General features: G+C 53.2%; 15 protein-coding genes and 3 CRISPR repeat arrays (1 of these 18 only partly in view). Of the genes, 6 read left to right on the forward strand and 9 right to left on the reverse strand.

All coding sequences use genetic code 11. The features are described 5' to 3' along the window. The first annotated feature begins 88 nt into the window (after positions 1-88). Both ACFO1S_RS15660 and ACFO1S_RS15665 read left to right on the forward strand, forming a co-directional pair. Positions 89-1,036, forward strand: a complete 948-nt coding sequence (locus ACFO1S_RS15660; protein WP_378127102.1) for a GNAT family N-acetyltransferase — start codon at positions 89-91, stop codon at positions 1,034-1,036. A 188-nt stretch (positions 1,037-1,224) separates the two neighbouring features. Next, entirely contained in the window at positions 1,225-3,618 is a 2,394-nt protein-coding gene (locus tag ACFO1S_RS15665) for a glycoside hydrolase family 95 protein (protein ID WP_204605632.1), read from the forward strand. 126 nt (positions 3,619-3,744) lie between these two features. Here ACFO1S_RS15665 and ACFO1S_RS15670 read toward each other — a convergent pair whose 3' ends face one another. Continuing rightward, complete coding sequence (locus tag ACFO1S_RS15670) at positions 3,745-4,548, reverse strand: Cof-type HAD-IIB family hydrolase (protein WP_204605631.1); 804 nt, start codon at positions 4,546-4,548, stop codon at positions 3,745-3,747. 119 nt (positions 4,549-4,667) lie between these two features. Between ACFO1S_RS15670 and ACFO1S_RS15675 the strand changes: the two genes are divergently transcribed. The 3 genes from ACFO1S_RS15675 to ACFO1S_RS15685 all read left to right on the forward strand — a co-directional run bounded on the left by ACFO1S_RS15675 (position 4,668) and on the right by ACFO1S_RS15685 (position 10,061). Next, positions 4,668-5,663, forward strand: coding sequence for a Gfo/Idh/MocA family protein (locus ACFO1S_RS15675; RefSeq protein WP_204605630.1), 996 nt, complete (start codon positions 4,668-4,670; stop codon positions 5,661-5,663). 156 nt (positions 5,664-5,819) lie between these two features. Beyond that, complete coding sequence (locus tag ACFO1S_RS15680; protein WP_204605629.1) at positions 5,820-8,921, forward strand: hybrid sensor histidine kinase/response regulator; 3,102 nt, start codon at positions 5,820-5,822, stop codon at positions 8,919-8,921. Positions 8,922-8,927: 6 nt separating this feature from the next. Beyond that, positions 8,928-10,061, forward strand: coding sequence for a response regulator (locus ACFO1S_RS15685; protein ID WP_204605628.1), 1,134 nt, complete (start codon positions 8,928-8,930; stop codon positions 10,059-10,061). A 150-nt stretch (positions 10,062-10,211) separates the two neighbouring features. Continuing rightward, positions 10,212-11,768: a CRISPR direct-repeat array (repeat unit 32 nt; unit sequence GTTTCAATCCACGCTCCCGCACGGGGAGCGAC). Between the two features lie 179 nt (positions 11,769-11,947). Here the strand turns inward: ACFO1S_RS15685 and cas2 are convergent. The 8 genes from cas2 to ACFO1S_RS15725 all read right to left on the reverse strand — a co-directional run bounded on the left by cas2 (position 11,948) and on the right by ACFO1S_RS15725 (position 23,881). Further along, positions 11,948-12,241 (reverse strand): CRISPR-associated endonuclease Cas2, encoded by a 294-nt coding sequence (cas2, locus tag ACFO1S_RS15690; RefSeq protein WP_204605627.1) that lies wholly within the window; start codon positions 12,239-12,241, stop codon positions 11,948-11,950. 15 nt (positions 12,242-12,256) lie between these two features. Further along, positions 12,257-13,285, reverse strand: coding sequence for a type I-C CRISPR-associated endonuclease Cas1c (gene cas1c, locus ACFO1S_RS15695; protein ID WP_204605667.1), 1,029 nt, complete (start codon positions 13,283-13,285; stop codon positions 12,257-12,259). Positions 13,286-13,300: 15 nt separating this feature from the next. Beyond that, positions 13,301-13,996 (reverse strand): CRISPR-associated protein Cas4, encoded by a 696-nt coding sequence (gene cas4, locus ACFO1S_RS15700; RefSeq protein ID WP_204605626.1) that lies wholly within the window; start codon positions 13,994-13,996, stop codon positions 13,301-13,303. 2 nt (positions 13,997-13,998) lie between these two features. Continuing rightward, entirely contained in the window at positions 13,999-14,904 is a 906-nt protein-coding gene (gene cas7c, locus ACFO1S_RS15705) for a type I-C CRISPR-associated protein Cas7/Csd2 (RefSeq protein WP_204605625.1), read from the reverse strand. Between the two features lie 64 nt (positions 14,905-14,968). Continuing rightward, on the reverse strand, positions 14,969-16,813 hold the full coding sequence (cas8c, locus tag ACFO1S_RS15710) for a type I-C CRISPR-associated protein Cas8c/Csd1 (protein ID WP_204605624.1): 1,845 nt from the start codon (positions 16,811-16,813) through the stop codon (positions 14,969-14,971). A 7-nt stretch (positions 16,814-16,820) separates the two neighbouring features. Next, on the reverse strand, positions 16,821-17,489 hold the full coding sequence (gene cas5c / locus ACFO1S_RS15715; RefSeq protein ID WP_204605623.1) for a type I-C CRISPR-associated protein Cas5c: 669 nt from the start codon (positions 17,487-17,489) through the stop codon (positions 16,821-16,823). A gap of 25 nt (positions 17,490-17,514) precedes the next feature. Next, complete coding sequence (cas3, locus tag ACFO1S_RS15720) at positions 17,515-19,755, reverse strand: CRISPR-associated helicase Cas3' (RefSeq protein WP_204605622.1); 2,241 nt, start codon at positions 19,753-19,755, stop codon at positions 17,515-17,517. 379 nt (positions 19,756-20,134) lie between these two features. Next, positions 20,135-23,143: a CRISPR direct-repeat array (repeat unit 32 nt; unit sequence GTTTCAAGCCACGCTCCCGTACAGGGAGCGAC). A 486-nt stretch (positions 23,144-23,629) separates the two neighbouring features. Beyond that, positions 23,630-23,881, reverse strand: a complete 252-nt coding sequence (locus tag ACFO1S_RS15725; protein ID WP_204605621.1) for a helix-turn-helix domain-containing protein — start codon at positions 23,879-23,881, stop codon at positions 23,630-23,632. 356 nt (positions 23,882-24,237) lie between these two features. Between ACFO1S_RS15725 and ACFO1S_RS15730 the strand changes: the two genes are divergently transcribed. Beyond that, positions 24,238-24,600 (forward strand): hypothetical protein, encoded by a 363-nt coding sequence (locus tag ACFO1S_RS15730; protein WP_204605671.1) that lies wholly within the window; start codon positions 24,238-24,240, stop codon positions 24,598-24,600. Between the two features lie 283 nt (positions 24,601-24,883). Continuing rightward, positions 24,884-26,672: direct repeats of the CRISPR family, unit length 32 nt; unit sequence GTTTCAACCCACGCTCCCACGAGAGGAGCGAC (it continues 361 nt past the right edge of the window).

Raw genomic sequence — 26,672 nt, forward strand, 5'->3', positions numbered from 1 at the left:
TTTTGTTATAATTAGGGCTTAGTACGGGATTGTCCCGTTTACGTTGGAATTCATTTCTCGCTGGACAGCTCATAGGGAGGACTCACATTTGCCAAAAGCGCCAACCCCAGTTCGTATCATGCGGTTTATCTTGTTATTGAAGCTAGTCTTATTTGTATTCGTAATGACAATGTCCTTTATTAACACCAAGGACTACTCCGACTTTACGGCCAACAAAATATTAATCATTGTGTTCAATATTACGATTCCTATTATTTCGATGTTAGTTCTGCTCTGGTTGATTAACAGGAGGAAGCATTTTCCTTCGCTTATCGTCTTGTTTGTTGTTTTATGGTTTTCTATAGATCAAATTCAGTTTATGCTGTCCATTATTATTGTTCTGATGTATTTCCTAAAACAAACAAGAGATTACTTCCGTGGAGAAACCTTCGCAGATACGTCGAAGAGCCGGGCTGCCGGAGAAGGCGAAGCGTCCGAAGGCGAGGATGCGGTCAAGGCTGCGCTGAAGGAGCCGGACGAAGCGCCCGAAAGACCGCTGGCCAAGCTGAAGAAGGATCCCGAGATCACGATTCGCGAAGCTACCCCGGAGGATGCGAATACGGTGTACGCCCTCATGAGAATGGCCTTCGAGGAGTATCGTACGGCAACGCCGCCTTCCAGCGCGCTGGACGAGACCGAGGAGTCCATTCAGGAGGCTCTAGCCGATCAAAGCCAATTCGCCGTCATTCTGTTCGAGGAAGATACGGCAACGGCAATGGTCCGTTATCAATACGACGGCGACGCGATCTATTTCTTCCGTTTGTCGGTTGTGCCGCATCGGCGCCGGAGAGGGTACGCGAGACAATTGGTCAAGTGGATCGAGAAGCAAGGAGTGACCAAGGGGCTTAAGATCAGCCGCTGCAAGGTTCGGCAATCGGTGCAGAACAATCTTGTCCTCTACCAGAACATGGGCTACGAGGTGACCGATCAGGAGCTGATCGTTCGTCCGGCAGGCACGGTCAAAGCGCTGACGCTGGAGAAGAAGCTCTGGGAATAGTACCAAATCAAGCATGGCCTGTGCGGTGTTGTTCAATCGCGCAGGCCGTTTTTTCATATTGAATTGTCTGATTATTATATGGTGCGAACCGGACGCATTATATAGAATGAAATCGAGTGACGGCAGAGAGCTGTTGAAGGCCGACTGGAAATCGTTTTCGAAAATTAACCAAGTAAGGATGGACACTGATGACACAGCCTATATCTCGCAAGCTCTGGTATAAGAAACCCGCGACGAATTGGGAAAAGGAGGCTTTGCCGCTAGGCAACGGCCGATTGGGAGCGATGATGTTCGGCGTTCTTGGAGAGGACCGGATGCTGCTCAACGACGATACGCTATGGTCGGGCGAGCCTCGGAATACGACGAATCCCGCCGCCGCGGCGCTTGAGGAAGTGCGCAGTCTGGTCTTCGCGGGAGAATACCGCAAGGCGCAGGACTTATTGGAGCGCGAGATGCTCGGGCCGTGGAACCAATCGTACCTGCCAATGGGCGATCTGGTGATGCAATGGTCCAACTCGGGCAAATGTGCGCTAACAGAGGATCAGGTAGAGGCTTATTCGCGCGAGCTTGATCTGAATACGGCGGTGGGCAAGGTCAGCTACGTCCTTGACGGAGTGACGTATGCGAGGGAAGCCTTCTGCTCGGCTCCCGATCAGACGCTGATTGTTCGGCTGGGAGCCGATCAAGCGGGAGCAATCTCGTTAGCCGTCGGTCTGGACAGCGTATTGCCGCATACGACGATTAGCGAGAAGGGAGCGACGCTTCGTCTTCAAGGACAAGCGCCCTGCCACGTAGCGCCCGGCTACGCCGACGAGGCGAATCAGATTGTCTTCGAGGAGGGCCGGGGCATCTCGTTTGAAGTTCGGGTTGCCGTAGAGAGCAAAGGCGGTACGGTAACGGAGTCCGGAAGCAGGATTTTGATCGAGGGCGCGGACGAGGTGCTGCTGAAGGTGGTCGGGGCGACAAGCTATAACGGCTTCGAACGCGATCCGGCCAAGGATGGCGCGAATCCTGCGGAGATGTGCTCGGGAATGCTGGCTTCTACTGAGGGACGCAGCTACGAGGATCTGCTTGCCGCGCACCTTAAGGATTATCAAGCGTTGTTCCACCGGGTATCCCTGAGGCTTGGCGGAGAACCGGATGCGGCGACAAGCGCGCTGCCTACGGACGAACGGCTGGCGCGCGTGAAGGAAGGCTCGGAGGACGCCGCGCTCACGGCCCTCTATTTTGACTATGGGCGGTACTTGCTGATTGCCAGCTCCAGGCCGGGAAGTCAGCCCGCGAACCTGCAGGGCATATGGAATCCGCATGTGCAGGCGCCCTGGAGCAGCAACTGGACGACGAATATCAATGCGGAGATGAACTACTGGCTGGCGGAAAGCTGCAACCTGAGCGAGTGCCATGAGCCGCTGTTCGACCTGATCGACGGATTGAGGAGCACCGGGGAGAGAGCGGCGCAAGTCAACTACGGCGCCAAAGGATGGACCGTCAATCATAATGTCGACCTATGGAGAACGCCGACCGCAGTAGGCGGCAATGCCCAGTGGGCCTATTGGCCGATGGGAGCGGCGTGGTTCTGCTGGCATCTGTGGAATCGCTACGAATATACCCGGGACCGGGAGTTTCTGGCGGAGCGGGTGTATCCGGCATTGAAGGGCGCAGCGGAGTTCGCCCTCGATTGGCTGGTCCAAAGCCCGGACGGCTTCTGGGTAACCTGCCCTTCTACCTCCCCCGAGAACGACTTCGTTACCGCGCAGGGCGAGGATTGCAGCGTGGCGTACGGTTCTACGATGGATATGACGCTCATTCGCGAGCTGTTCAAGCATTGCATCGAAGCGGGGGAGACGCTAGACATCGATGCCGATTTCCGCAACGAGCTGTCCGCGCGGCTGGAGAAATTCCTTCCGTACCGGACGGGGAAATTCGAGCAGCTTCTTGAATGGTGCGAGGACTTCGAGGAGAAGGACCCCGGACACCGCCATTTGTCTCATCTGTACGGTCTATTCCCGGGAGACGAATTCGTATCCGGCCGGGATGAGGAGTGGGTACAGGCATGCCGCAACTCGCTTGAGCGCAGATTGGCCTGCGGGGGAGGCCATACCGGATGGAGCTGCGCCTGGATTATCAACCTTTGGGCCAGATTGGGAGAAGGCGACAAGGCGTATGATTATGTCATGACTTTGCTCCGCCGTTCGACGTATGACAATCTGTGGGATGCGCACCCTCCGTTCCAGATAGACGGAAACTTCGGCGGTACAGCGGGCATCGCCGAGATGCTGCTGCAAAGCCAGGCAGGAGAAATTCGATTGCTGCCGGCATTGCCTAAGGCGTGGTCGGAAGGCTCCGTGAGCGGGCTTAAGGCGCGGGGAGGCTGGCAGGCGGCAATCGCCTGGCAAGACGGCAAACTGACGGAAGCCGTGCTGGAGCCTTCGTTGGATGGCGAATGCCGCTTGCGCACCGACGTTCCGGCGAAGGTCTTCTGTGAGGGTCAGGAGGTTCAAGCGACGACTGCGGGAGATCGGGGCGTATCCTGGAAGGCGACAGCGGGCAAGCGGTATGTCGTTCAAGCCGTGAGCAACTAAAGCCGGAGGACGGCAGCATGCCGAACATGCGCGTCTACCTTCCGCACGCGAAAAACGAGTTCAAAAAACGGAGCCGACGACGGCTCCGTTTTTTGAACGATACAGACTTTTAGCTTGTAGACAAGCTTATGAATTCAGGACGAATTTCTCCAGAACGTGCTTGACGCCTTCATCGTTGTTGCTGAGCGTGATGAAATCGGCGATTTCCTTCAACGCGGGAACGGCGTTGGCCATGGCGACGCCCAGACCTGCGGCTTCCACCATCTCGTGGTCGTTCATCGCATCGCCCATGGCGATCGTCTCCTCCAGCGGAATGCCGTAATGGGAGGCCAGGAAGCGAAGCGCATGCCCCTTGGTGCCTTCCAGGTGAAGGAACTCCAGATAGTTCGGCTTGGACTTGGTCAGATGCACCTTCGATCCCAAGGCGGCCTTCAGCTCCGGAAGCAGGGCGTCCAGCTTGGCGGGGTCGTCGATAATGAGCATCTTGGTCTGCTTGGGATGCTCGATGATGCGGGAGAAATCAGGCTCCACGATATAAGGAATATTGGATTGCTTCGCATAGGCGACGATCTTCTCGTTGTCCTCGGACACGTAGAGCTTATCGTCGATGTAGCTTTGCAGGTGCAAGCCGTGAGTCTGGCAGTATTCGTAAAGCTCGCGAGCGACCTCAACCGGGATAGAGCGCTCGTAGAGCACTTCTTCGTCCAGCAGGTTTTTGATCAGCGAGCCTTGGTACGTAATGATAGGAACGTTCAGGCCGACCTGGCGGGCGATCTTCTGGGCGGAATCGAACATCCTGCCCGTGGCGATGGTCAGGTGCGCGCCTTGAGCGATGGCTTCGTTCATGGCTTGACGGGTTCCTTCCGTCACCGTCAATTCGTCGGTCAACAGCGTATCGTCGAGATCCATGGCAATCAAACGGTAGGGCATCTGTCTCTCTCCTTCTGTCTAGCAGCTATTGTCCCATTGTAACCGATATCGACGTGGTCGAAAAGACACCCGAGCATGCTATAATGACTGGGTGAGGGATAACGAAGGGGGACTGGACGATGAAACGTTTGCGTTGGGGGATTCTCGGCTGCGCCGCGATTGCAGACCGTGCCGTAATTCCCGCGATTCAGGCGTCGGAGACAGGAGAACTGGTTGGTATTGCGAGCCGAAGCGCGGGCAAAGCGAAGGAAAAGGCAGAGCAATTCGCCATACCGAAGCACTATGACAGCTATGAGGCGTTATTGGCGGACGCGGATATCGATGCCGTATACATTCCGCTTCCGAATCATCTTCACCTGGAGTGGACGCTGGCCGCCGCGAAAGCGGGCAAGCATATTTTGTGCGAGAAGCCGTTGGCGCTTAATGCGGAAGAGGCTCAACGCATGGTAGATTACTGCAAGGAGGCGGGCGTTCATCTAGCCGAAGCCTTCATGTACAGGCATCATCCGCGCATTGCCAGGGTCAAGGAAATAATCGCCTCCGGAGAGATCGGAGAGCTCCGGGCGATACGCGGCGCGTTTACTTACAACGGAGCAGAATCGAAGGGAGATATCCGCCAAGTGAAGGCTTGGGGCGGCGGAGGGTTATACGACGTCGGGGTGTATCCGCTCAGCGCCGCGCGCTGGATTACCGGAGCCGAGCCTGAGGCGGTCACCGTGCAAGCGTTATTTTCGCCCGAACACGACAATGTGGACATGATGGCATCCGGTCTGGTCGAGTTTGCCGGAGGCGTAGCGTTAACCTTCGATTGCGGAATGTGGGCGTCCTTTCGCAATGAATTGGAGATCGTCGGAACGAAAGGCAGCATTACGCTGAAGCCGTCCTTTCTCCCGAACAAGCACAACGACGGCATTACGGTGCAGGTCGGGGATCTGCTTAGGGAAGAAAAGCCTTATGCCGTGGATGCCTACGTGGCGCAAGCCGATCAGTTCGCCAGAGTCGTATGGGGGCAAGAGGAGCCCGCGTACCCTGCGCAGGACGCGGTTGCCAACATGAAGCTGGTAGAGGCATGTCTGGAGTCGGCGCACAAGCGGGAGCGAATTTCTCTGATTTAATCTTATAAATCATATTGGCAAGCCCCCCGATTCGGCGAAGCGGGGGGCTATTCGCGCGTTCGGGGCAATCTCGACAATTTTCTGCTTCGTTTCGACAGGATATCGGCCATCCGATTTCGAATATATAGAGACTAGCATTCAATCGGAGATATGGACATGAATAGAAAGCTTGCGCAAGCTGCCGTTATCGTTCTGGTCATTTTCGCAGTACCTGCTTATTGGCTGTTCGCGATGATTCAGGACAAACCCCACGCGCCTCAGGCCCAAAGCGGCTTCATGGATTTAACCGGATGGAATTTCTCCAAGGACGGCAGCGTGGAGCTTAACGGGCAATGGGAATTTTATCGCAACGAGCTGCTGACTCCGAAGGATCTGGAGCGGGACGGCAGCGCGCAAGTTAGGGTTTCGCAGCCGAGTCTTGTGGAGATTCCGGGAAAATGGAACGAGTACCTATCAGGCTCTGGAGAATCCGCTGCTGTAGGCTTCGGGACCTATCGATTGCGTATCCGGCTTGCGGAATCCGAGCAGCAAGTCTACGGTATCCATACGAACAATATACGCACGGCCAACCGGATATTCCTGAACGGGCAAGAGGTTGGGGCCAGCGGGCTTCCGGGCAAGTCGGCCAAAGAAAGCAAATCTGGCAATATCCCCTACGCAAGCTTCGCCTCCGTATCCGGCAGCCAGGTGGATGTGCTTGTACAGGTGGCCAATTACAGCTACGCTTCGGGCGGAATGATCTATGCCATCGAATTCGGCGATTACGCCTCGATTGTAAGCGGCCGGGAATTGAAGCTCTTCGCGGATTTTATGACGATTGCGGGCTTTGCTATCCCTGCGGCTTACTTCCTCTTTCTCTACCGGATGAGACGCAATGAGCCGTCGCTGCTCTACATGTGTCTATTCTGCGTATCCGCACTGTTTTACGTGCTGACACAAGGGGAGAAGCTGATCGGGATGGTGCTGCCCGGGCTGTCCTACGATGCCGTGCTGCGATTGCAGATGGTCTCTTCGACAGCGATTCATTTTGCATTGCTCTCCTACGTGTCCGTATCGGTGAAAAACGTCATTAATCCCAAGTATCTGAAAGTTGCGCAGGCGGCTATCGTCATCCTGTTAATCAGCAGCGCTACCATTCCTCCAGTCGTCTTCTCGAAGGCGGAAATCTTCTTCTTTGCCTACGGTTTTGTTAACATCAGCTACGTTCTGTACGTATTGACCAAGGGAATTCGTCAGCGCAATGAAGACGCGCTATTGATCTTGCTGAGCATGCAGAGCATTTTTTTCGTTGTAATTGCGAAAATCATGAATGTGCTCGGTTATCTGGAGAATCAGCTTATCGTTCCAATCGAGCTGTTTATCTTCGTCATGGCTCAAGCCTTGCTGCTGGCCAAAAGGTTCGCTCGCTCGTTCGAGGAGGTGGATCAGCTCTCCAAGAGGCTGCTTACGCTGGACGGCTTGAAGGACGAATTCATGGCGACCACCTCTCACGAGCTTCGCACGCCGCTTCACGGAATGATCAATATTGCCCAGTCGCTGCTGGAAGGCGCGGCCGGTACTGCGAACGAGAAGCAGGGCAAGCACCTTGCGATGATTGTCACGGCAGGGAAGCAGCTTTCCTTCCTGATCAACGACATTCTCGATTTTACGCGGCTGAAGGGCGGCGAGATTAAGCTTCATGTCCGTGCGGTGGATGGACGGGCGGTCGCCGAGTCTGTCGCGGAGGTCATCAAGCATATGCTTCGGGGCAAGGATATCCGCCTCGTCCTAAGCTGGCCGGAAGGCTTGCCGCTGCTCCAATCGGATGAGGAGCGGCTGCGCCAGGTGCTCTATAATCTGCTGGGGAATGCCGCGAAGTTCACAGCCAAGGGCGAGATTCGAATTCGCGCCCGCACGGAGGGCGGATTCGTCCGCATAACGGTCTCCGACACCGGAAGAGGCATCCAGCCCGAGGAAATCCCCTACTTGTTTCAAGCCTACGAACAGTTCGGCGAGCCCGATACTGGGGAGTTTCACGGGACGGGGCTGGGGTTAAATATCGCGAAGAAGCTGGTGGAGCTGCATGGAGGCCGAATCTGGGCGGAATCCGAGTTCGGCGCGGGCTCTCAATTTCATTTTACGATTCCCGCAGCCGCTTCGTCGGTCAAGAACGATTCGTCCGCGCAGGCCGAGAGCGATCAGAGCTTTCCCGTCGAGTCCGGCCGCACAAGCCGGGAAAGCCTCGCCAAGGGGCCGGTCTCCCGCTATACGGTGGCTATCGTGGACGACGATCCCGTTAATCTTCAGGTGCTCATTAATTTGCTGACGCTTGAAGGACATGCCGTCCTCGCCTTCGATAATGGCAAGGATGCGCTGGAGGAAGTGATCTACAACCCGAATATCGATCTTGTCATTACCGACTGGATGATGCCGGAGATGTCCGGGCTGGAGCTGTGCCGCTTGATTCGCAAGAAATTCCTGCTGTCCGAGATGCCGGTGCTTCTGCTGACCGCCAGAAGCGGTTCGGAGGATATCCGCACGGGATTCGATGCGGGGATCAACGATTTCCTCAGCAAGCCGGTGGACTCGGAGGAGCTGAAGGCCCGCGTTCGAACGCTGCTGGAGCTGCGTCAATCCGTACGATCGGTCGTCGAGACCGAGATGGCGTTTCTGCAAGCGCAGATCAAGCCCCATTTTCTGTACAACGCTTTGAATTCGATTATTGCGATCTGTCCCGTCAATCCGCTGCAGGCAATGGATCTGCTGATCGAGTTGAGTCAATATTTGCGCGGCAGCTTTGAATTCCATAATCGGGACAGGTTGATTACGCTGGACAAGGAGATGGGACTTGTAAGGTCCTATCTGGCGCTCGAGCAGGTTCGCTTCGGGGAACGGCTGAAGGTGGACATTCAGGAGAACGGCAGCATGAATATGCTCATTCCCCCGCTTACGATCCAACCGATCGTCGAGAACGCCGTCAATCATGGCGTCATGAAGAAGCCTGACGGAGGAACGGTCCAGCTTCGCATCTTGGAGACGGATGGAGCGGTTCGCATTGAGGTGCAGGATGACGGCGAAGGGATTCCGCCCGACAAGCTGGCCGTGCTTCTCGCCGATAAGCCAACAGGAAGAGTAGGTCTGAAAAACATTCACTGGCGCTTAAGCCGATTATTCGGAAGCGGCCTGCAGGTGGAGAGCGAACGGGAGAAGGGGACGAGCGTCAGCTTCAGCGTGCCATTGGTTCGCCCGCAAGAGGAATTTAACGATGAGGACGGATAGACAACTATGAACGCTATTCTAATTGATGATGAGCCGCTGGCTTTAATGCAAATGGAGCGGCTCGTAGAGCAGGATCAACGAATACGGATCGTTGGCAAATTCACCTCCGCCCAGGAGGGCATTGCGTTCCTCTCCGAGGAGCCGGTGCCTATCGTGTTTCTGGACATCGGGATGCCGGGCATGAACGGGCTGGAAGCGGCGGACGCCATTCAACAGCTGGGCCGCGATATTCTGATCGTATATATTACAGCGAACTCGGAGTATGCAATCGAAGCCTTCGAGCTATACGCGCTAGACTACTTGCTGAAGCCGGTCAGCTTCGCTAGGTTCGTCAAGACGGTCGATCGGATCGAGAAGGTGCGGAGAACGATGGGGCGAGCTCCGCAAACTCCGGTGGCCGACAATCCGCAGGTCATGCTGTTTAAGCGGCTCTCGCTCAGCGAGGGGATAAGCGCGGGCAACAAGCAGAAATGGAGGACGCTGAAGGCGCAGGAGCTGTTCGCCTATCTCGTTGCTCAGCAGGGACAATGGATTCCGAAGGAGCGGATGCTGGAGGAGCTATGGCCGGATTACGAATACGACCGTGCGATCCCCCATCTGCATACTGCGATATCCCAGATCAGGAAAATTCTGAAGGGGTGGGGAGTCGAAGCGAAGGTCGAATTTGCCTTGGACAGCTATCGTCTTAAGTGGCAAGGCTTGGAGACGGATGTCGACCTGATGGAGCGGGAAGCCGTCGGCGCTGAGATTGTCACGGAAGAGCAGTTCAAGCATGCGCTAAGTCTGATTGCGCTCTATCGGGGAGATTACCTGGAGGAGCATGATTTTCGCTGGGCGGAGGCCAGAAGGGTAGATCTTAAGCTGCGTTATCAGTCGCTGGTATTGCAGGCGGCCAAATATGAGCTCAAGGGAGGCAGCCCGGAGAGGGCCTTCAAGCGCCTGCTTGAGCTGCAGGAGAAGGAGCCGTATTCGGACGAGATTTGTCGGGCCATTCTCCAAGCCTGCGCGGATGCTCAGGATCTTTCGGCCGTTCGATTGCACTATGAAGCCTTCGCGGCAAGACTTATGGAAGAGGTAAGTGCGGACCCGGAGCCTCGTACAATTGGATTATATAAGAGCCTAACTGGGGCTCGTGAATAACAAACAAGGGCGAGGTCGGGAGGAGATTCCCGTCTCGTCCTTGTTTTTTTGCGGGTGGGGTGGGGGCTTCGTGTTCGGATAGATGGTTGAATTCATGCTCCCGCGAGAGGAGCGACCGTGACGACACTTAAGACAATCGCCATGTTGTTGGTTTCAACCCACGCTCCCGTGCGGGGAGCTACGATTAGGCGTATCCAGGACAACATTCGCAACACGTTTCAACCCACGCTCCCGCACGGGGAGCGACTCTAGGTGCCATGATCAGCGATCCGGAGTACATCGCCGTTTCAATCCACGCTCCCGCACGGGGAGCGACTTGTCCGAAAATTTGATGTGCCGAACGCATCACTTGTTTCAATCCACGCTCCCGCACGGGGAGCGACCCCCGCATTTGAAACAAGTTCCGCCGTATACGGAGTTTCAATCCACGCTCCCGCACGGGGAGCGACGCACCAAGCTTGCTGTGGTGAGAATAACTCCAACGTTTCAATCCACGCTCCCGCACGGGGAGCGACGAAATCGTCACGGACCTAGCTCCAGCCGACACGGTTTCAATCCACGCTCCCGCACGGGGAGCGACTTGTTCTTTCTCCACTCTCTAACAGCTTCCTCCAGTTTCAATCCACGCTCCCGCACGGGGAGCGACTGCTCAAACCCTTGTCGTCAACAGCGATAAGCACGTTTCAATCCACGCTCCCGCACGGGGAGCGACGGTGAAGGCGAACTTACTTCGGCTTATATCCGTGTTTCAATCCACGCTCCCGCACGGGGAGCGACCAGGTGGCGCTTGGTTGCATCGTCGTAGACTTGTCGTTTCAATCCACGCTCCCGCACGGGGAGCGACTTATCCAAGTCATCCTTATACGCTGGATGGATGGCGTTTCAATCCACGCTCCCGCACGGGGAGCGACAAACCGGCTTTCATGAGCAATTCCCAAAACGGGATGTTTCAATCCACGCTCCCGCACGGGGAGCGACGCTTATCGAAGGACATGACGTCGTATTCCCGCAGTTTCAATCCACGCTCCCGCACGGGGAGCGACTAATGCCCTCCAGCTGACTGCCGTCCAGTTGCATCGTTTCAATCCACGCTCCCGCACGGGGAGCGACCATCAAAAATCAGCTCCCCGTAGTCAAACGGGCTGTTTCAATCCACGCTCCCGCACGGGGAGCGACACAAAGTAAGTCGTGTTATCAATGTAAACGCCAGTTTCAATCCACGCTCCCGCACGGGGAGCGACCTTGTGTATCCGTAACTGTTTCCGTAGTCTCTGCAGTTTCAATCCACGCTCCCGCACGGGGAGCGACTTCTCATTTTATCCAGATGTGGCCTGGCAGCGAAGTTTCAATCCACGCTCCCGCACGGGGAGCGACGTTGACGACAAGATCGCCACGCATCATCTGATCGCGTTTCAATCCACGCTCCCGCACGGGGAGCGACCACTTGCCCAAGCGCGTCTTGATATTGTCGAGCAGTTTCAATCCACGCTCCCGCACGGGGAGCGACAAGCTCCTTAGCAAGTTTCCGCATCTTTCATTTGTTTCAATCCACGCTCCCGCACGGGGAGCGACGTCTGCGGCAAATTGCTTAAGGCCAATCGCCGCCAGTTTCAATCCACGCTCCCGCACGGGGAGCGACCCCGGAACAGGACTACTTGTTCGCCCTCCAAGCCAAGTTTCAATCCACGCTCCCGCACGGGGAGCGACTGTATACTAAAAGAGTCCTTATGGGACAAGGGATTCGGGGCTTTTTGTGCGAACCTCTACTACGAGTACCCCAAATAATCCATTCAATGAGGTAATAATCCCTCAAAGCCTTACCACGCTAAGGGTGCGAACCTCCCAGGAAAATCATGTGAGCTTGGGGTTCGCACTGATGTCAACTGCTAATCAATAAGCAACAGACCTTCAGGATCGTAAGCTGCTTTTGCTCCTACATGCTCAACTCTATTTTTCCAATTGTTACCTAGCATATAGTATCTCAAGCTATCTTTGTCAGGATCAATAATCTTCTCCAATCTGCTTTTTAGCTGCTTGAATTGAACCGGATCAACCAGACATTCGAATACCGAGTTCTGAACCCGTTGGCCACAGTTTAAACAAGATTTTGCGACTTGGCGCAGGCGCCTTTTTCCGGCTAGGGTCGTTGTTTCCACGTCGTAAGTCACGAGAACCATCATACTGTCCAGACTCCTTTATTTCCATAAGAAAGGTGGATAACCGTCCAAATCTCCTCTGATCGTTCTAGCCAACAATAGTGCCTGAGCGTAAGGGAGAAGGCCAAGAGAAATCTTTTCTTTCAAAAAGGGATGTCGGATTTCTTCATGTTTTCGTTTCTGCCAGGCGGTTATAAGCTCCTTTTTTAATTCGGGCTTGAGCATGACAGCGCCATTTTCCTTGAATAAAAAATCCTTCGCGCCTACCTGTTTACGGTTAATCATTGAGAGAACGAGACGATCCACCATATAGCAGCGAAGCTCCTCCATGAGATCCAGCGCGAGGCTCTGGCGACCCGGTCTGTCTCGATGGAGAAATCCGACCGCCGGATCAAGACCAACGGTCTCAAGCGCGGATTGACAGTCTGTTCTCAGTAGGGCATACAGGTACGATAACATGGCATTGACGCGGTCTAACGGCGGTCGGCGATTCCGCCCACGCATATAGAAGTGTTCTTTATTGACAAGTATCAGTTCATTAAATGCCGAAAAATATCGGCGGGCTGCTTCTCCCTCGATTCCTCGCAGGTCATCAAGCTTAGCTTCACGTAGTACGCGTCTCATATAACGATTGAGAAATTCGCTTTCCCGGTCGACCTTCTCGGAGACGATGGTCTCTTCATGATCTCTCAGGCCTCTTCTTAGAACAGCCCGGGCGTTGGCGATCTTCCCAAATATAAATCGTCCGGCAAAATTTGCGGCATCAGGACCATCGGCCATCCGATACTGTTTACGGCGCAATAGCACGTTGCCCTTAACGTTACCGACGACGCTGCCAAGAAATCGACCGCTCTCTTGCAGGAAGGACAGGCTTACGCCTCTCTCCATACACAAGTGCATAAGAGAAGGGCTCGCACCGGCATAACCGAACATGACGATGCTTTCGAGGTTATGAATAGGAATGCGAAGCGCAACTTGTTCTTCCTTGCGAACGACAACATTTTCCCCATCTCTGGTCAGATAGCTGTCCGCAGCCGTAATATAGATCGTGTTCAGCAGCTTTCGGATATCGTCTGCACCTCCTCATTCCGCCTCGTCATGGAGATAATCTTTAAGATAACGAGAGGTTGCGGTCACGCTCATCTTGGGTTTGCATAGAGCCTCCAAAGAGCAGCTTCCACATTTCGGCTCGTATAATGCTTTGGCTGTTATTCCGCTGCTGAAGTCGCGATGCATCTCGGCAGCTAGTCCATAGACGCGTTCACGCAGAGGTATATCGAATCGGACGCCGACTCTTCGTTCTCGTTCTCCGTAGTACAGGGCGCCTTCTTCCACCGTTACGCCCAGCATATCTTCCAATGCAATGGCCTGTGCGCATAGCTGCACTTCATCATAGTCGCCATCCTTGCGATTGCCGCGTTTGTATTCGACGGGATAGGGCAGCCACCAGCCTTTGCGACCGGTTAGCCTGACTTTGTTCGTCTCCAACGCTCCGACAACGGCGTGGAATTCCACAACGTCGGCAACGCCATACAGGCCAAGCCGAGATGAAACAAGGGGCATGGCTCTGGATACGAGCACATCCCCCCGGGTTTCGCTGAAATAAGGATCGTCTGCGCGTCGATGCATTTGTCTTCCCTCGAAGGTCAGCACGTTCTCCGCCCATTGCTGCTCCAAGTGGATCAGGCCCCACTGTCTCCGGCAGAAAGCATAGTGCTGAATGCCGGAGATCATAAGCAGCTCATCTTCTTCGTAGCGGGGATTACCTTCAGAATTCATAGCTACTCACGCTCAATCAGAGTAACGCCTTCGGGAACGTTATCCCGATCAATGGTGAAGGCGTAGTCTTCGATAGACCGCACGATTCCATCGGTTGTTTTCTTAACCTTCACGAGGTCCAACAGACGATGAGCAGGTGCATTGCCCAGCTTGGAGGAATGCTCGAAAATCACCAGCTTGCGAACCGCCATTTGACCGCGAGAAGCCGAACGATCATGCTCGAACAGATTCGTGAGCGCCTCCAGCAAAACATCCAGGTCTGATTCGGTGAACCCCGTCTTCTCGGCCAAGTATGCGGAGATGTAGCCGTCCATGCGGTATAAGGCGTAAGGAATAACGTGTTTGCGACCCATCTCGCGATCCTTGTCCGCCCCCTCTTGCGTAACGGCTTGGCGAGTAATGGTCACTTCTTGGGAGAAGATCGGATCAATGCTGCGAGCAAAAGTGAACTGAACTGGGCCTCTCACTTGCCCCGTATTTACCTTCGTGGTCATGACTGCACCGAAGGTACGGATGTCGTAAAAGTTACTGCACATCCAGTTAGTCAGCAACGCTGCTTCTTGAGCATCTTTGGGTTTCAGTTCCTTGCTGTCGGCATCGGAGGGACGTAGCGCGCGATAAGCTTTGCGATGCTGTTCATTTAATACGCCCCCCTCCGTAACGTAGATATTAAAACCTTCTTCGCTTTCACGCGTAAGTTCAATGTAATTACGTACTTTGCGCTTTAAGCACACATCCGTAACAATGCCGAATCCGGTTTCCGGATCGATTCTCGGCATGTTGCCCGCATCGGGGTCTCCGTTAGGATTTCCGTTGCGAACCTCGAAAAATAAGGAAAACTCAACTCTTTTCGTTAATACGGTCTCAGTTGCGGCTTGCTCCGCTTGTGGATTAGTGATTAAGGTCATGATTCATCTCGCCTTTCGTAAAGGAATGGATAATCGGTTTGTCGATCGGGCAACACAGGCTCTTCTACTGTTCAACGGCAGTAGCCGCTTCTTGCTTGGCTTCTGAAGCAGCTTTGATCTGGACATAGAATTCATGCTTCTGATGATAATAGCCGAGGATAAATATCCCCTGTTGATTCAGATCGAGGCTGATTGGAAAAGCCTGCACCTCAAGCAAAATGCTTTGAATTTCCCGATCCCGGAAGTCTCCGTAACGAGATTTGCTCATATGGTGCTGCGAAAGCTTGAGTAAAATAGGAAATACGGCTGCAGGATTGGAAGCTGCTGTATTGAAGTAACGGTCTTTGATGGTGGAATTCAGGCGTCCGGCTCCTCCAGAGGCGTCTTGCTGCGCTCTCTCCAATACGGCGAACAGACGTCCCAGACGATAGGCGGGTTCATTCGCTTGCGGGTTTACGTTCACACTCAGTTCCTCCTCGAATCGATCTTTCAGTTGAATTCGGTTATAGCGGAGCAGATAGGCTTTGATGATGGCAGTCCTGAGGGGATTTATGATCCCGTCGGCACGTATTCGGTTGATAATTTGGACAAACAGGGAGTAGGGATAGGCTTTTCCTTCGATTACCGCGCGAAACAATTGACCGCCGAGCGAAGGGGGAGGTCCGTTCTTGCCGTCACCGCCAACCCTCATCGTCTCGGACAGGATACGATAGATCGTCGGCGTTTCGTCATCGCGTTCCGTGTAGCCTTTAAGTGCAAAATCGGCCGCATGCTGTCCCAGCCTGAGAACAAGATCCCCGAAGTTGCCTTGCCAGAAAAAGCGAACGGCCGCTCTTGCATTGTTAGGCGATAGACCGAGCACATAGAATGGCACCTCGGAATGAGGAATCATGGACATATCCAGTCGTTTGCCCTCTCTTGCACGGTCAAGAATACCCTTCAATTGTCCGGTAAGGCCGACATCTTCCCCCTTGTCCGTAGCCGGGTCGAAGTAGGCGGCTAGAAAGGGCTCGATCTCCTCGGCCACGGCTGGTTTCCCCGACCAGAACACCAAGGTCATATCACCGATCCACGTTCGGTTTCGCGAAGACGACAGAAGATGGTTAAGGGCCGTTGTGTAGCCGAACATGGCTGTTTTGCTAACGGGTGAGTTATAGCTCTGCATGCTGTCTTTGCCATAAGATTCGGCTGACCTAAAATTAAAGGAGATAAGGGAGGCACCGGCAGCCTGCGCTCCGCGTACCCCTTTAATTTTGTCGTGCGTTCTGGCAATGGGGGCGTTATTTTCGCCGGTTAACAGACATTGACCTTCGAATTCGGTCGCGGCATCAGCTTGCTCACGGTACTTGATCCAAGCCGCTTTAATTGCCGGAGAATCGTGGATATAGGCGTTCTGAGTATTCAGACGAAAGATCATATTCGTATCGATGCCCTTGTCCAATTCTTCCCGTAAAGTAAGCAACAATGGATGTTCCCTAACCTGTTCCGTATTCCATTTCTCATAAAAGAGCAGTACGGCTTGTGCGGCTGGATCATCCATGCCTTCAAGCACAAGGCGAGCTAATTTGTGTGAGGCCTCGTGTTTACGAAGCGCGTCAGATGACTTTTTAAGAGTTTCTTTCTCTGTAGCAAGATTCGGGTAGTAGCCCAGAATGTATTCCGCTTTGTCAGAGAGAAAATAGGGGAAGACACCGCTGGAACGGCTGGCTTGTTCGGGCAAGTTCATCGTCAACGGAACTTTTTTCTTGCCCGACTCATTGCGGATGTCTCTAACTCCGACCAGTTCTCCCGATTCGTCTATCTCCAACAAATACGTGACCTTACCTGAGCTAAAATAAAGCGGGCTAATTCCGGAATCAGGGTCATTCGCCAAGTCGAGATAGCGCTGATAGAGTGCCTGAATGATCAAGGGACATTCACTTCCTTTCGGGCATTTCAGGGACTTCAATGAAGCCGTTACGCATAGACGCTCGGAAGAATCGGGGGGTCATGCCATCCGAGAAGTCGATGTCGTGAAGCATCCAGCCCAAATCTTTTTCTCCTGAATCCGCATAATGCTCGGACTGAATTGGGGAGTCTTGACCGTCTTCTATGAGAGCGAACTGTGCGGCAAACTCTCTACAACCGAGATAGGGTCGATGGAAGCACTGTCCTTGCCGCGCTCGACGCAGAAAAATGTTGTAGTGCTTCTCGGGGCTATCTTCGGCTCCGGCGGCGGCTGTCATCTCAAAATGAGCATGGATAATGTAAGCAGGGTTTTTCAGCATCAATGTCGCGCGTTGTTGCCGCTCTTCCGTGATAACTTGTTCAAGCACGGCAGATTTGCCAGCCATGGCGTTTTTTATCGCGGAGACTGCGATTTTGTTCTCAATCTCATTACGTCGGATGTTCTCAAAGCGGATTTCATTCAGTACCTGAATACGGTCCACCACCCAACGAATGGCAGGCTTCCAATGAATCGCATCCAATATGCCCCGGGCGGCAGAAGGCGTAATGACATCGTAGCTGACTCGTTCCACCTTCATCTCAGGACGTGTGAAGCAAGCGTAATCTCCCCAAACATGAAGCTTGATTCCGTATGCCATGGGCGGCCTCCTTTGTTTAATAAAGCTAAAAAACATAAACCTCCTGAGCATGGTATTCCTCTGTGAATGGTTGAATACCAATGTCATCCTTGTACCAGCGATCAGGATGTTGGAACTGGAAAACTTGTTCCCGAACCTCAATGATTTCTCCCGCCTGACGGAAAGCGTTAAACTCTTGCGGATAAATTTGCACGATATAGGGTTGAAGCTTACGTAGTATGTTGCCGATCTTCTCCGCATATCGCAGCGATTCAAGGTGCTTATGAGCATCCTCATCGTAACTGACAATGACGGGGCGAGTAGCAGTCTGTATCAGCTCGAACTTGTCCGAGACTGTAGCGAATGGAAAGCTCAATTGGCTGGCTTCCTCCGCAAGAAGAGACAGGATCTGATGCTTGTCTGTTTTGTCGGCCGACGGATTTCCGCCCCCGCCGGTCTGATAGAAGTAGAGTTCATCGAAGTAAGCTTGGAGAGCTTCCAGAGACAAAGGATCTGAGACGAACCTGTTCATGACGGTTTTTGCAGCGGCTGTCGTAAGCCCGAACCAGCCGCTGGTTGGCGTTTCTTTTGTCTCGAAGACGAAGGTCTTACCGCGCTCAGGCAGCTTGCCCTCCCGATTACAACGACCTGCTGCTTGTGCGATGGAATCCAGTCCAGCCAGTTCGCGATATACGACGGGAAAATCGACATCGACTCCACATTCGATTAATTGGGTACTGATAAGGATACAAGGCAGCTTATCTTTCAGTCTTTGACGAATTGCTTTTAGTTTCTTGGTTCGATGAGCGGGACACATGCGAGCGCTCAGATGAAATACGATCTCTTTTCCTAGGCGTTCTTTGACTTCCGTAAATAGATTTCGGGCAGCGCTTCGGGTATTCACAATGCACAAGGCTTGAGACTGTGCTACCAGTTGCTCACGTAGATAATCGTTGTCTACCAGGCCCAACTGCTCTAGGCGCACACGCTGAAATGGGTCAAAACGTTTAGCCAGGTTCGAAATGAGTTCCTTTATTTCAACAGGATGATCAAAGCGCTTCCTAATGTCCGGCTGTGTGGCCGTACTCAAGACAACGGTAGAGCCGTAATTGCGCGTTAATTCTTCGAGAGCATAGAGAGAAGGCTTATAAAATTCTCCGTTCATCATCTGGGCTTCATCCAGCACGATGACGCTTTGGGATAGATTATGCAGCTTCCGGCAGCGGGAGCGCTTGTTGGAAAACAAGGATTCAAAAAATTGTACATTCGTCGTGACGACAATGGGATAATCCCAATTCTCTGTGGCAAGCGATAGCTTCTTGTTCAGCTTACGAAGCTCGTCTTTCATTTCGGTATCTTCATCACTATCCAATTGGGCATTGGAATGATGCTCCAATACATGTTCGGCTCCGACTGCATCGCGAAACACCTGGGCATTTTGTTCAATTATGTTGGTGTACGGGATAACGAAGATAATTCGTCTAAGGTTGTGAGTCTCGGCATGTTTTAAAGCAAACCCCAGAGAGAGCAGCGTCTTGCCGCTTCCGGTAGGCAGGGTTAGGGACTTAAAGCCGGGCGGCTCGGCGGCCTGATCCAGTACTTCCATCAATAATTCGGCGCGGATGCGAGACAGGCCCGTAGCCGATGCAGCAGGGAATTTGTCAGACATATGCTGCTGATAGTTGACCCAAAGCTCGGAGATCGACGTGTTGTTTTTTCTTAACTTGGATTGCTTCTGGTCGGCATAGTGCTCAGTGTCCAAAGAATCTGCATCGACCAGACAGGAATAGAGCATTCGAATAAACATGGAGAATTGCATGCCAGCGTGAAGGCTTTTTTGCAGGGGAGGAAATAGGGGCTGGCCTGCTGCATCGGGCATGTATTCATCGAACATTTCCTCATAAGGTGGGATTACTTTGACCAGTCTTCTGGCTAAAGTGCTGTCATCTGCTGCTGACGAACTGCCGAAATCCGCCAAGCCCGCGTGATGACCGGCGATGATGTAGGCAAGAATCCGAGAAATCTTGTTCTTCTCTCCCCAGGCGGCTGTAATAAACTTGGCTCCGGCTGTGGCATGGTCGACAGGGATTGGCGCCCCGGCTAAACGGCGTTGAAATTCACCCGAAAATTTCCCCGCATCGTGCAGAAGCCCTGCAAGCCTTCCCCAAGAAGCTGCATTGAAGTAGGAGGCAAATACAGATGCCAGCTCTCCGACGCCATTCAGATGGTCGATGAGAGTTTGCCATTCATTGCGATCATTAGATTCAGTACGATGAGCGTAGTACACGATTATCCCCCCAGACGACAGCATTTACAGTTGAATTATGAGAAATGCTGGAGAAGAAAGTAGTTCTTTGTAAGTAGTTCCAGAGTAACTATTCGGAATAAAGGGTTAAGAATCCTTTTTTTCCATCATTTTATTTATGATACATTTTGTAAGTTTTATGGTAGAGAAAAAAACCGCCTCTAATGAGCCGGGTTAGATGAAGGGATTAATGTTTGATTCTTCTTCTACGGGGAGCGACTGTGCCAGTTCGGGATAACATCCGAGGACGCCATGTTTCAATTCACGCTCCGCGAGAGGAGCGAAAAAGGTATGGGGGTGAGTACCCCTAATATCAGTGTTTCAACCCACGCTCAAGGCTGGCAACAGCCCTGAGCAACAAGTTTCAATCCAGGCTCCCGTACGGGGAGCGACAGTTTTCGATGGTCGTTACGTCTTCCTCTAGCTTGTTTCAATCCACGCTCCCGTACAGGGAGCGACGACAAAGACGTATCCGACCGCGACAAGCAGATTGAGGTTTCAATCCACGCTCCCGTACAGGGAGCGACAGTTTTCGATGGTCGTTACGTCTTCCTCTAGCTTGTTTCAATCCACGCTCCCGTACAGGGAGCGACCCTGCCGTTATCTCTTAAATCCCGGTAGTATGAGTGTTTCAATCCACGCTCCCGTACAGGGAGCGACATTTGCCGTCACAGCTGTTGACCAGTCGGGCAACGTTTCAATCCACGCTCCCGTACAGGGAGCGACAGCTGATGTTCGTTTGCCAGTCCCGGCTTGTGGTGTTTCAATCCACGCTCCCGTACAGGGAGCGACATCCCATCCTCAAACTGCGGATTGTTTACTTCCATGTTTCAATCCACGCTCCCGTACAGGGAGCGACTCGATTTCGCAACCGTAGTCCCCAATCGTAGATAGGTTTCAATCCACGCTCCCGTACAGGGAGCGACGGCAGATTTGCGTGACAAACACCCGCAAATCGATGTTTCAATCCACGCTCCCGTACAGGGAGCGACACTGCAAGATTTCCGGCCCCGTTGGTTTGTTGGCGTTTCAATCCACGCTCCCGTACAGGGAGCGACCTAGTTGGGCGTCGCGAATCCCGAGAGACGTCATGTTTCAATCCACGCTCCCGTACAGGGAGCGACGCGCAGGCATCCGAATTTCATAACAACGATCCGGGTTTCAATCCACGCTCCCGTACAGGGAGCGACCATCTACCTTGACCGGAAACGAGAAGGAGAGGAGTTTCAATCCACGCTCCCGTACAGGGAGCGACCCAATGACCGCAATCACCTGCTATTTCTTACAGGTTTCAATCCACGCTCCCGTACAGGGAGCGACAGCCGCTATCCATGTGTTGAGTACCTCACCAAGTTGTTTCAATCCACGCTCCCGTACAGGGAGCGACTCGTCGCAGACGATGTAACAGTCCATACGCTCGTGTTTCAACCCACGCTCCCGTACAGGGAGCGACGCGGACGATGAGCGGTTGAAATCATTCGTGGAGACGTTTCAAGCCACGCTCCCGTACAGGGAGCGACGCGGACGATGAGCGGTTGAAATCATTCGTGGAGACGTTTCAAGCCACGCTCCCGTACAGGGAGCGACGGATGCCTGATATCCTCCGCGCCCTACTGGAAGAGTTTCAAGCCACGCTCCCGTACAGGGAGCGACCAGTAAAACCAAATAATCAAATCAAAGGAGCGCTGTTTCAAGCCACGCTCCCGTACAGGGAGCGACGTTCGGCATGCTCAAGGTCATCGGCCTGAGCAACGTTTCAAGCCACGCTCCCGTACAGGGAGCGACCCGCCGGATTGAGGTGCTGGATACACTCCATCACGTTTCAAGCCACGCTCCCGTACAGGGAGCGACTCATTACCGTTTAGGGGAGGTGAAGACGAGTGAAGTTTCAAGCCACGCTCCCGTACAGGGAGCGACTGAGCGTATTTGATGCAGGCGGGCGCGGGCGGCTGTTTCAAGCCACGCTCCCGTACAGGGAGCGACGAAGAGTCGCCATCGCTTGAGAAGGTGACGCGGAAGTTTCAAGCCACGCTCCCGTACAGGGAGCGACTTGTCCTCATCGCGTAGCATGTCAGCTGGGCCGGGTTTCAAGCCACGCTCCCGTACAGGGAGCGACCTGTTCCAACGAAAAAGTTTAATACGCTGATCGAGTTTCAAGCCACGCTCCCGTACAGGGAGCGACTACTTGCAGTTAGCCGGAGCATTCGCAAGGTTCTGTTTCAAGCCACGCTCCCGTACAGGGAGCGACTAGCGACTATGTTGTCATTCAGGTATGGGGAAAGTTTCAAGCCACGCTCCCGTACAGGGAGCGACAATATAGAGTTTGTATCCTGAGGAGGTAGACCATGTTTCAAGCCACGCTCCCGTACAGGGAGCGACGAGCGGCCCTTGAATCATTAAACAAGGAAATGAAGGTTTCAAGCCACGCTCCCGTACAGGGAGCGACTTCTTCAGCAGCTGGAGGTTGTGCCGATAGGTGCGGTTTCAAGCCACGCTCCCGTACAGGGAGCGACCTAAATAAGCTATCAAAGTATTCATGGCTAAAGAGTTTCAAGCCACGCTCCCGTACAGGGAGCGACGAGTCCAGCTTGCGGCCGCAGAGCAGGGTGTCGGTTTCAAGCCACGCTCCCGTACAGGGAGCGACAGATGACATCGAAGCTGTACTGGATCGCCTGGCTGTTTCAAGCCACGCTCCCGTACAGGGAGCGACCGCAAGACTAATACTCTCTGATAGCATTCTATTGTTTCAAGCCACGCTCCCGTACAGGGAGCGACTGATTAATTTGCTTGATATTGTAGAGCAAAGCAGTTTCAAGCCACGCTCCCGTACAGGGAGCGACCTCGCTCGGCTTCATGATTGACGTAAGGCGGCGAGGTTTCAAGCCACGCTCCCGTACAGGGAGCGACGAGTTGAGTAGTACGCTTTTCCCTCTTACTTCCAGTTTCAAGCCACGCTCCCGTACAGGGAGCGACCTCTCAAATTGCTGTTGGCTCTCCTGGATCATACGTTTCAAGCCACGCTCCCGTACAGGGAGCGACTATGCTGCTATCGATGAGCTATGCGCTTATCATGCGTTTCAAGCCACGCTCCCGTACAGGGAGCGACCAAATCGCTATCCATTCGCCACACATCCTGTTATGTTTCAAGCCACGCTCCCGTACAGGGAGCGACCTATTTCACAAAACCCGTAGAATGCGATGGAGCTGTTTCAAGCCACGCTCCCGTACAGGGAGCGACGAGGCAGCGCCGTTCTCGCTAATTTCCGGCCAATGTTTCAAGCCACGCTCCCGTACAGGGAGCGACAGATCATCAAAATCGCCGTATTTAGTGCTTTTGGGTTTCAAGCCACGCTCCCGTACAGGGAGCGACTGTACTACCATTTTCCCCTTACAGGGCAAGGGATTTCAGGCTTTTTTCGCGAACCTCCTGTTCGGCACAGTTAAATAAGGCATGACTAAGCCCTGAATTCCCCGGAAGTCTTGTACAGCGCATGGTGCGAACCTCCCGGGAAAATCATGTGAGCTTGGGGTTCGCACCAAGTCATATGACTATTCAATTCTATTATAAACTTTGCTTGGGGAAATACGGAAGTTGGATCGGAATTCAATCATCATTTGAAAATGAAGATAAGGCTGCGAATATCGTATAGAAAAGCCGTTCCAGATTCAAAACTGGTTAACGGCTTTTTGACTTAGGAGTTCTTCAACTATTCTACACAGTTCGTAACTTTTCTTCTAACTCTCCATTCATCTATCTCACATGGGTCAAGTCCTAACCTGTTACATCGAATTTTACCTATCTAACAACGTTGGGAACGCTCCTCGTTGTGATCTTTTCGATGATAATTTCGATTCTTTATTCTGATTTTCCTTCCAACAACTCCTCAACGGAAATGTCTAGCGCTTTGGCAATTGCGACGACCTCATAATCCTGTACAAGTCTATACTGACCTTCTAGTCTGGATAGGCTGGTAGGACTGATATCCAGTCCAAAGGTTTGCAGTTTGGCAAGAAACTCCTTCTGCTTCATTCGTTTGGCTTTCCTAATTGCGACAACCCGGGTACCGATGATGTTTTTATCGCCTGGCGGCTCCTTTCGGTGCTTCATGGCCTGTCACCTCACATTTTAAGCAAATTGTATGCGAGGATAGTATTGTTTTAATTCGATATCCGCATTAAAATAAAATAAACCGATAATCGCATTAAAACTTCGAATCTATGCCCAGTCAGAAGGGAAGCGGGCCAACAGATGAAAGAACTGCTGCGGAAATACGAGGATGAAAAGTTGCGATTAAATGTGATTGGTCAACAATCGATTGAACAGGGAATTTCGCTAGCAAGGAATGAAGCGGTTCAGGCTCAGAGTCGGAAAGTAGATGAGTTGGTCATTCGTTTTATCATCAGAAAGTATCCGAGAAAGAGCAGGGGAATGGATAAAGTAGGCTTTCAAGGAGGGAATAAGCCATGCAATGGCCGTCATGGTTCCAAAGCGCGATTCAGGAGAGGCTTGACGACGCAACCGCCCGAATCCAGTACGATTCGAGGATGAGCCAGCATCGCGCCGAGGAGAAGAAGGCTTTCGAGGCGCTGTTCTCCCATAAGGAGACAACGGGTTGTCCCGAGTTTGCGGAGTGGGAGGACAAGCATCATTACATGCGGGCCTGGGAAAATGAACGGTTATATCTGCAGGGGATGCGCGACGGAGCAAATCTGATCATGGCGTTACTGTCCGATTGCTGCGCACCTGTGAACGAACAAGGCTCAGCGAAAACAGAGAAGCCGGAAGCGGAACAGAGGCAGCATGAGTCATCCAAGTCACTGGATTGAACAGGGAAGGGAATCACGCCCTCGCCCATACACTTGTCAGATGATAGCCGATCCATCACGGACACGAGGGCGCTGTTTCCTTCCCGATAATTCACTCAAATCGATCTTGTCGCTGCTCATTTTTATAGTTGATTGTGTTGCAGCATCTGCCAATCAAGCTCATCGGCGGTTCGGTTTCCAGATACTACATTAAGGCATCCCTGTTGAGTATCATATCGTTTCGATCCACGCTCCCGAACAGAGAGCAATCTTCCTCTAATAGCCGCTCTCCGGGCTCCGGCTGGTTTCAATCCACACTCCCACGAGAGGAGCGACCCGGTGGCAAAGCTAACTAAGGCGCAGTTCATCGCGTTTCAATCCACGCTCCTACGAGAGGAGCGACTTGTCGTCTGGCCGGGGCATGTAGACTTTATCCGGGTTTCAATCCACGCTCCCACGAGAGGAGCGACCGGGACGCGCTGGCTCGGTAACAAAACGACCACGCTGTTTCAATCCACGCTCCCACGAGAGGAGCGACGAGCTTGAATGGGTTGATGATGTCTTCGTGGTCGGTTTCAACCCACGCTCCCGCGAGAGGAGCGACATTCAAATTTTTGTACGACGACGAAACCAACGGAGTTTCAACCCACGCTCCCGCGAGAGGAGCGACGGAAAGCTTTACGTTTTCGCTGCCCTTCTCATAGTTTCAACCCACGCTCCCGCGAGAGGAGCGACTTGCGCTGGAACCTTGATTGTTATGGAAATTGTGTTTCAACCCACGCTCCCGCGAGAGGAGCGACAACATAACTCTCGACGAGCTGCTGGGACTAGATCGTTTCAACCCACGCTCCCGCGAGAGGAGCGACACACAGCCAATAAATGCCATGCTGGAGCAGCCATTGTTTCAACCCACGCTCCCGCGAGAGGAGCGACCGCCGCTAACGTATTTGAAATCTCTGACAATAGGTTTCAACCCACGCTCCCGCGAGAGGAGCGACTCGTTGAAAACCGGACACGAAATAGCTATTGGAGTTTCAACCCACGCTCCCATGAGAGGAGCGACGCCGTATTCGACCGTTCGGCTGCGGTGCTCCGTGTTTCAACCCACGCTCCCACGAGAGGAGCGACCCAATGATTGTCCCAATCACGTCCCCGATAAAGGAGTTTCAACCCACGCTCCCACGAGAGGAGCGACACAAGCGGAAGAAGACCATTCATATCAAAGCATCGTTTCAACCCACGCTCCCACGAGAGGAGCGACAGAGTACAACGATTTTGAATCGTACTGGTCAAACGTTTCAACCCACGCTCCCACGAGAGGAGCGACGGTACTTGAGTATAACAGCAAGGTCAAGAGTGGTGTTTCAACCCACGCTCCCACGAGAGGAGCGACATCCTGCTCCTTTTCCTAACGAATAATAAATAGCGTTTCAACCCACGCTCCCACGAGAGGAGCGACTCCTTGCGGCTACCATAAGCCGCGGGGTTGTTTTGTTTCAACCCACGCTCCCACGAGAGGAGCGACATGAGAGGGTCAAGGAGCATACGCCGGATGCCAAGTTTCAACCCACGCTCCCACGAGAGGAGCGACCTTCTTAAGCAGCTGGAGGTTGTGCCGATAGGTACGTTTCAACCCACGCTCCCACGAGAGGAGCGACTTTTGTCCTGTTGCGGTCACCGTACCCGTACCGAGTTTCAACCCACGCTCCCACGAGAGGAGCGACGTCGAGCCGCCGAAATGGTTTGTATCGGAGTTTGAGTTTCAACCCACGCTCCCACGAGAGGAGCGACCGAAATAATAGCTTTTCGACTTCGCGAGAAGGAAGTTTCAACCCACGCTCCCACGAGAGGAGCGACCCGGGTCGTCATCGAAGGCAAAGCCGAATAGCAGTTTCAACCCACGCTCCCACGAGAGGAGCGACCAGGTATGTATGATGGGAGGTGGTTACCATAGCCAGTTTCAACCCACGCTCCCACGAGAGGAGCGACATAATTGCTTTTTTTTCATCGTCACTACAATGTGGTTTCAACCCACGCTCCCACGAGAGGAGCGACCCGAAGGGAGGATGTGGCTTGAACGAAAACGCGATGTT

Origin of the sequence: Cohnella boryungensis (genome assembly GCF_042651945.1) — a bacterium.
Lineage (GTDB): Bacteria > Bacillota > Bacilli > Paenibacillales > Paenibacillaceae > Cohnella > Cohnella boryungensis.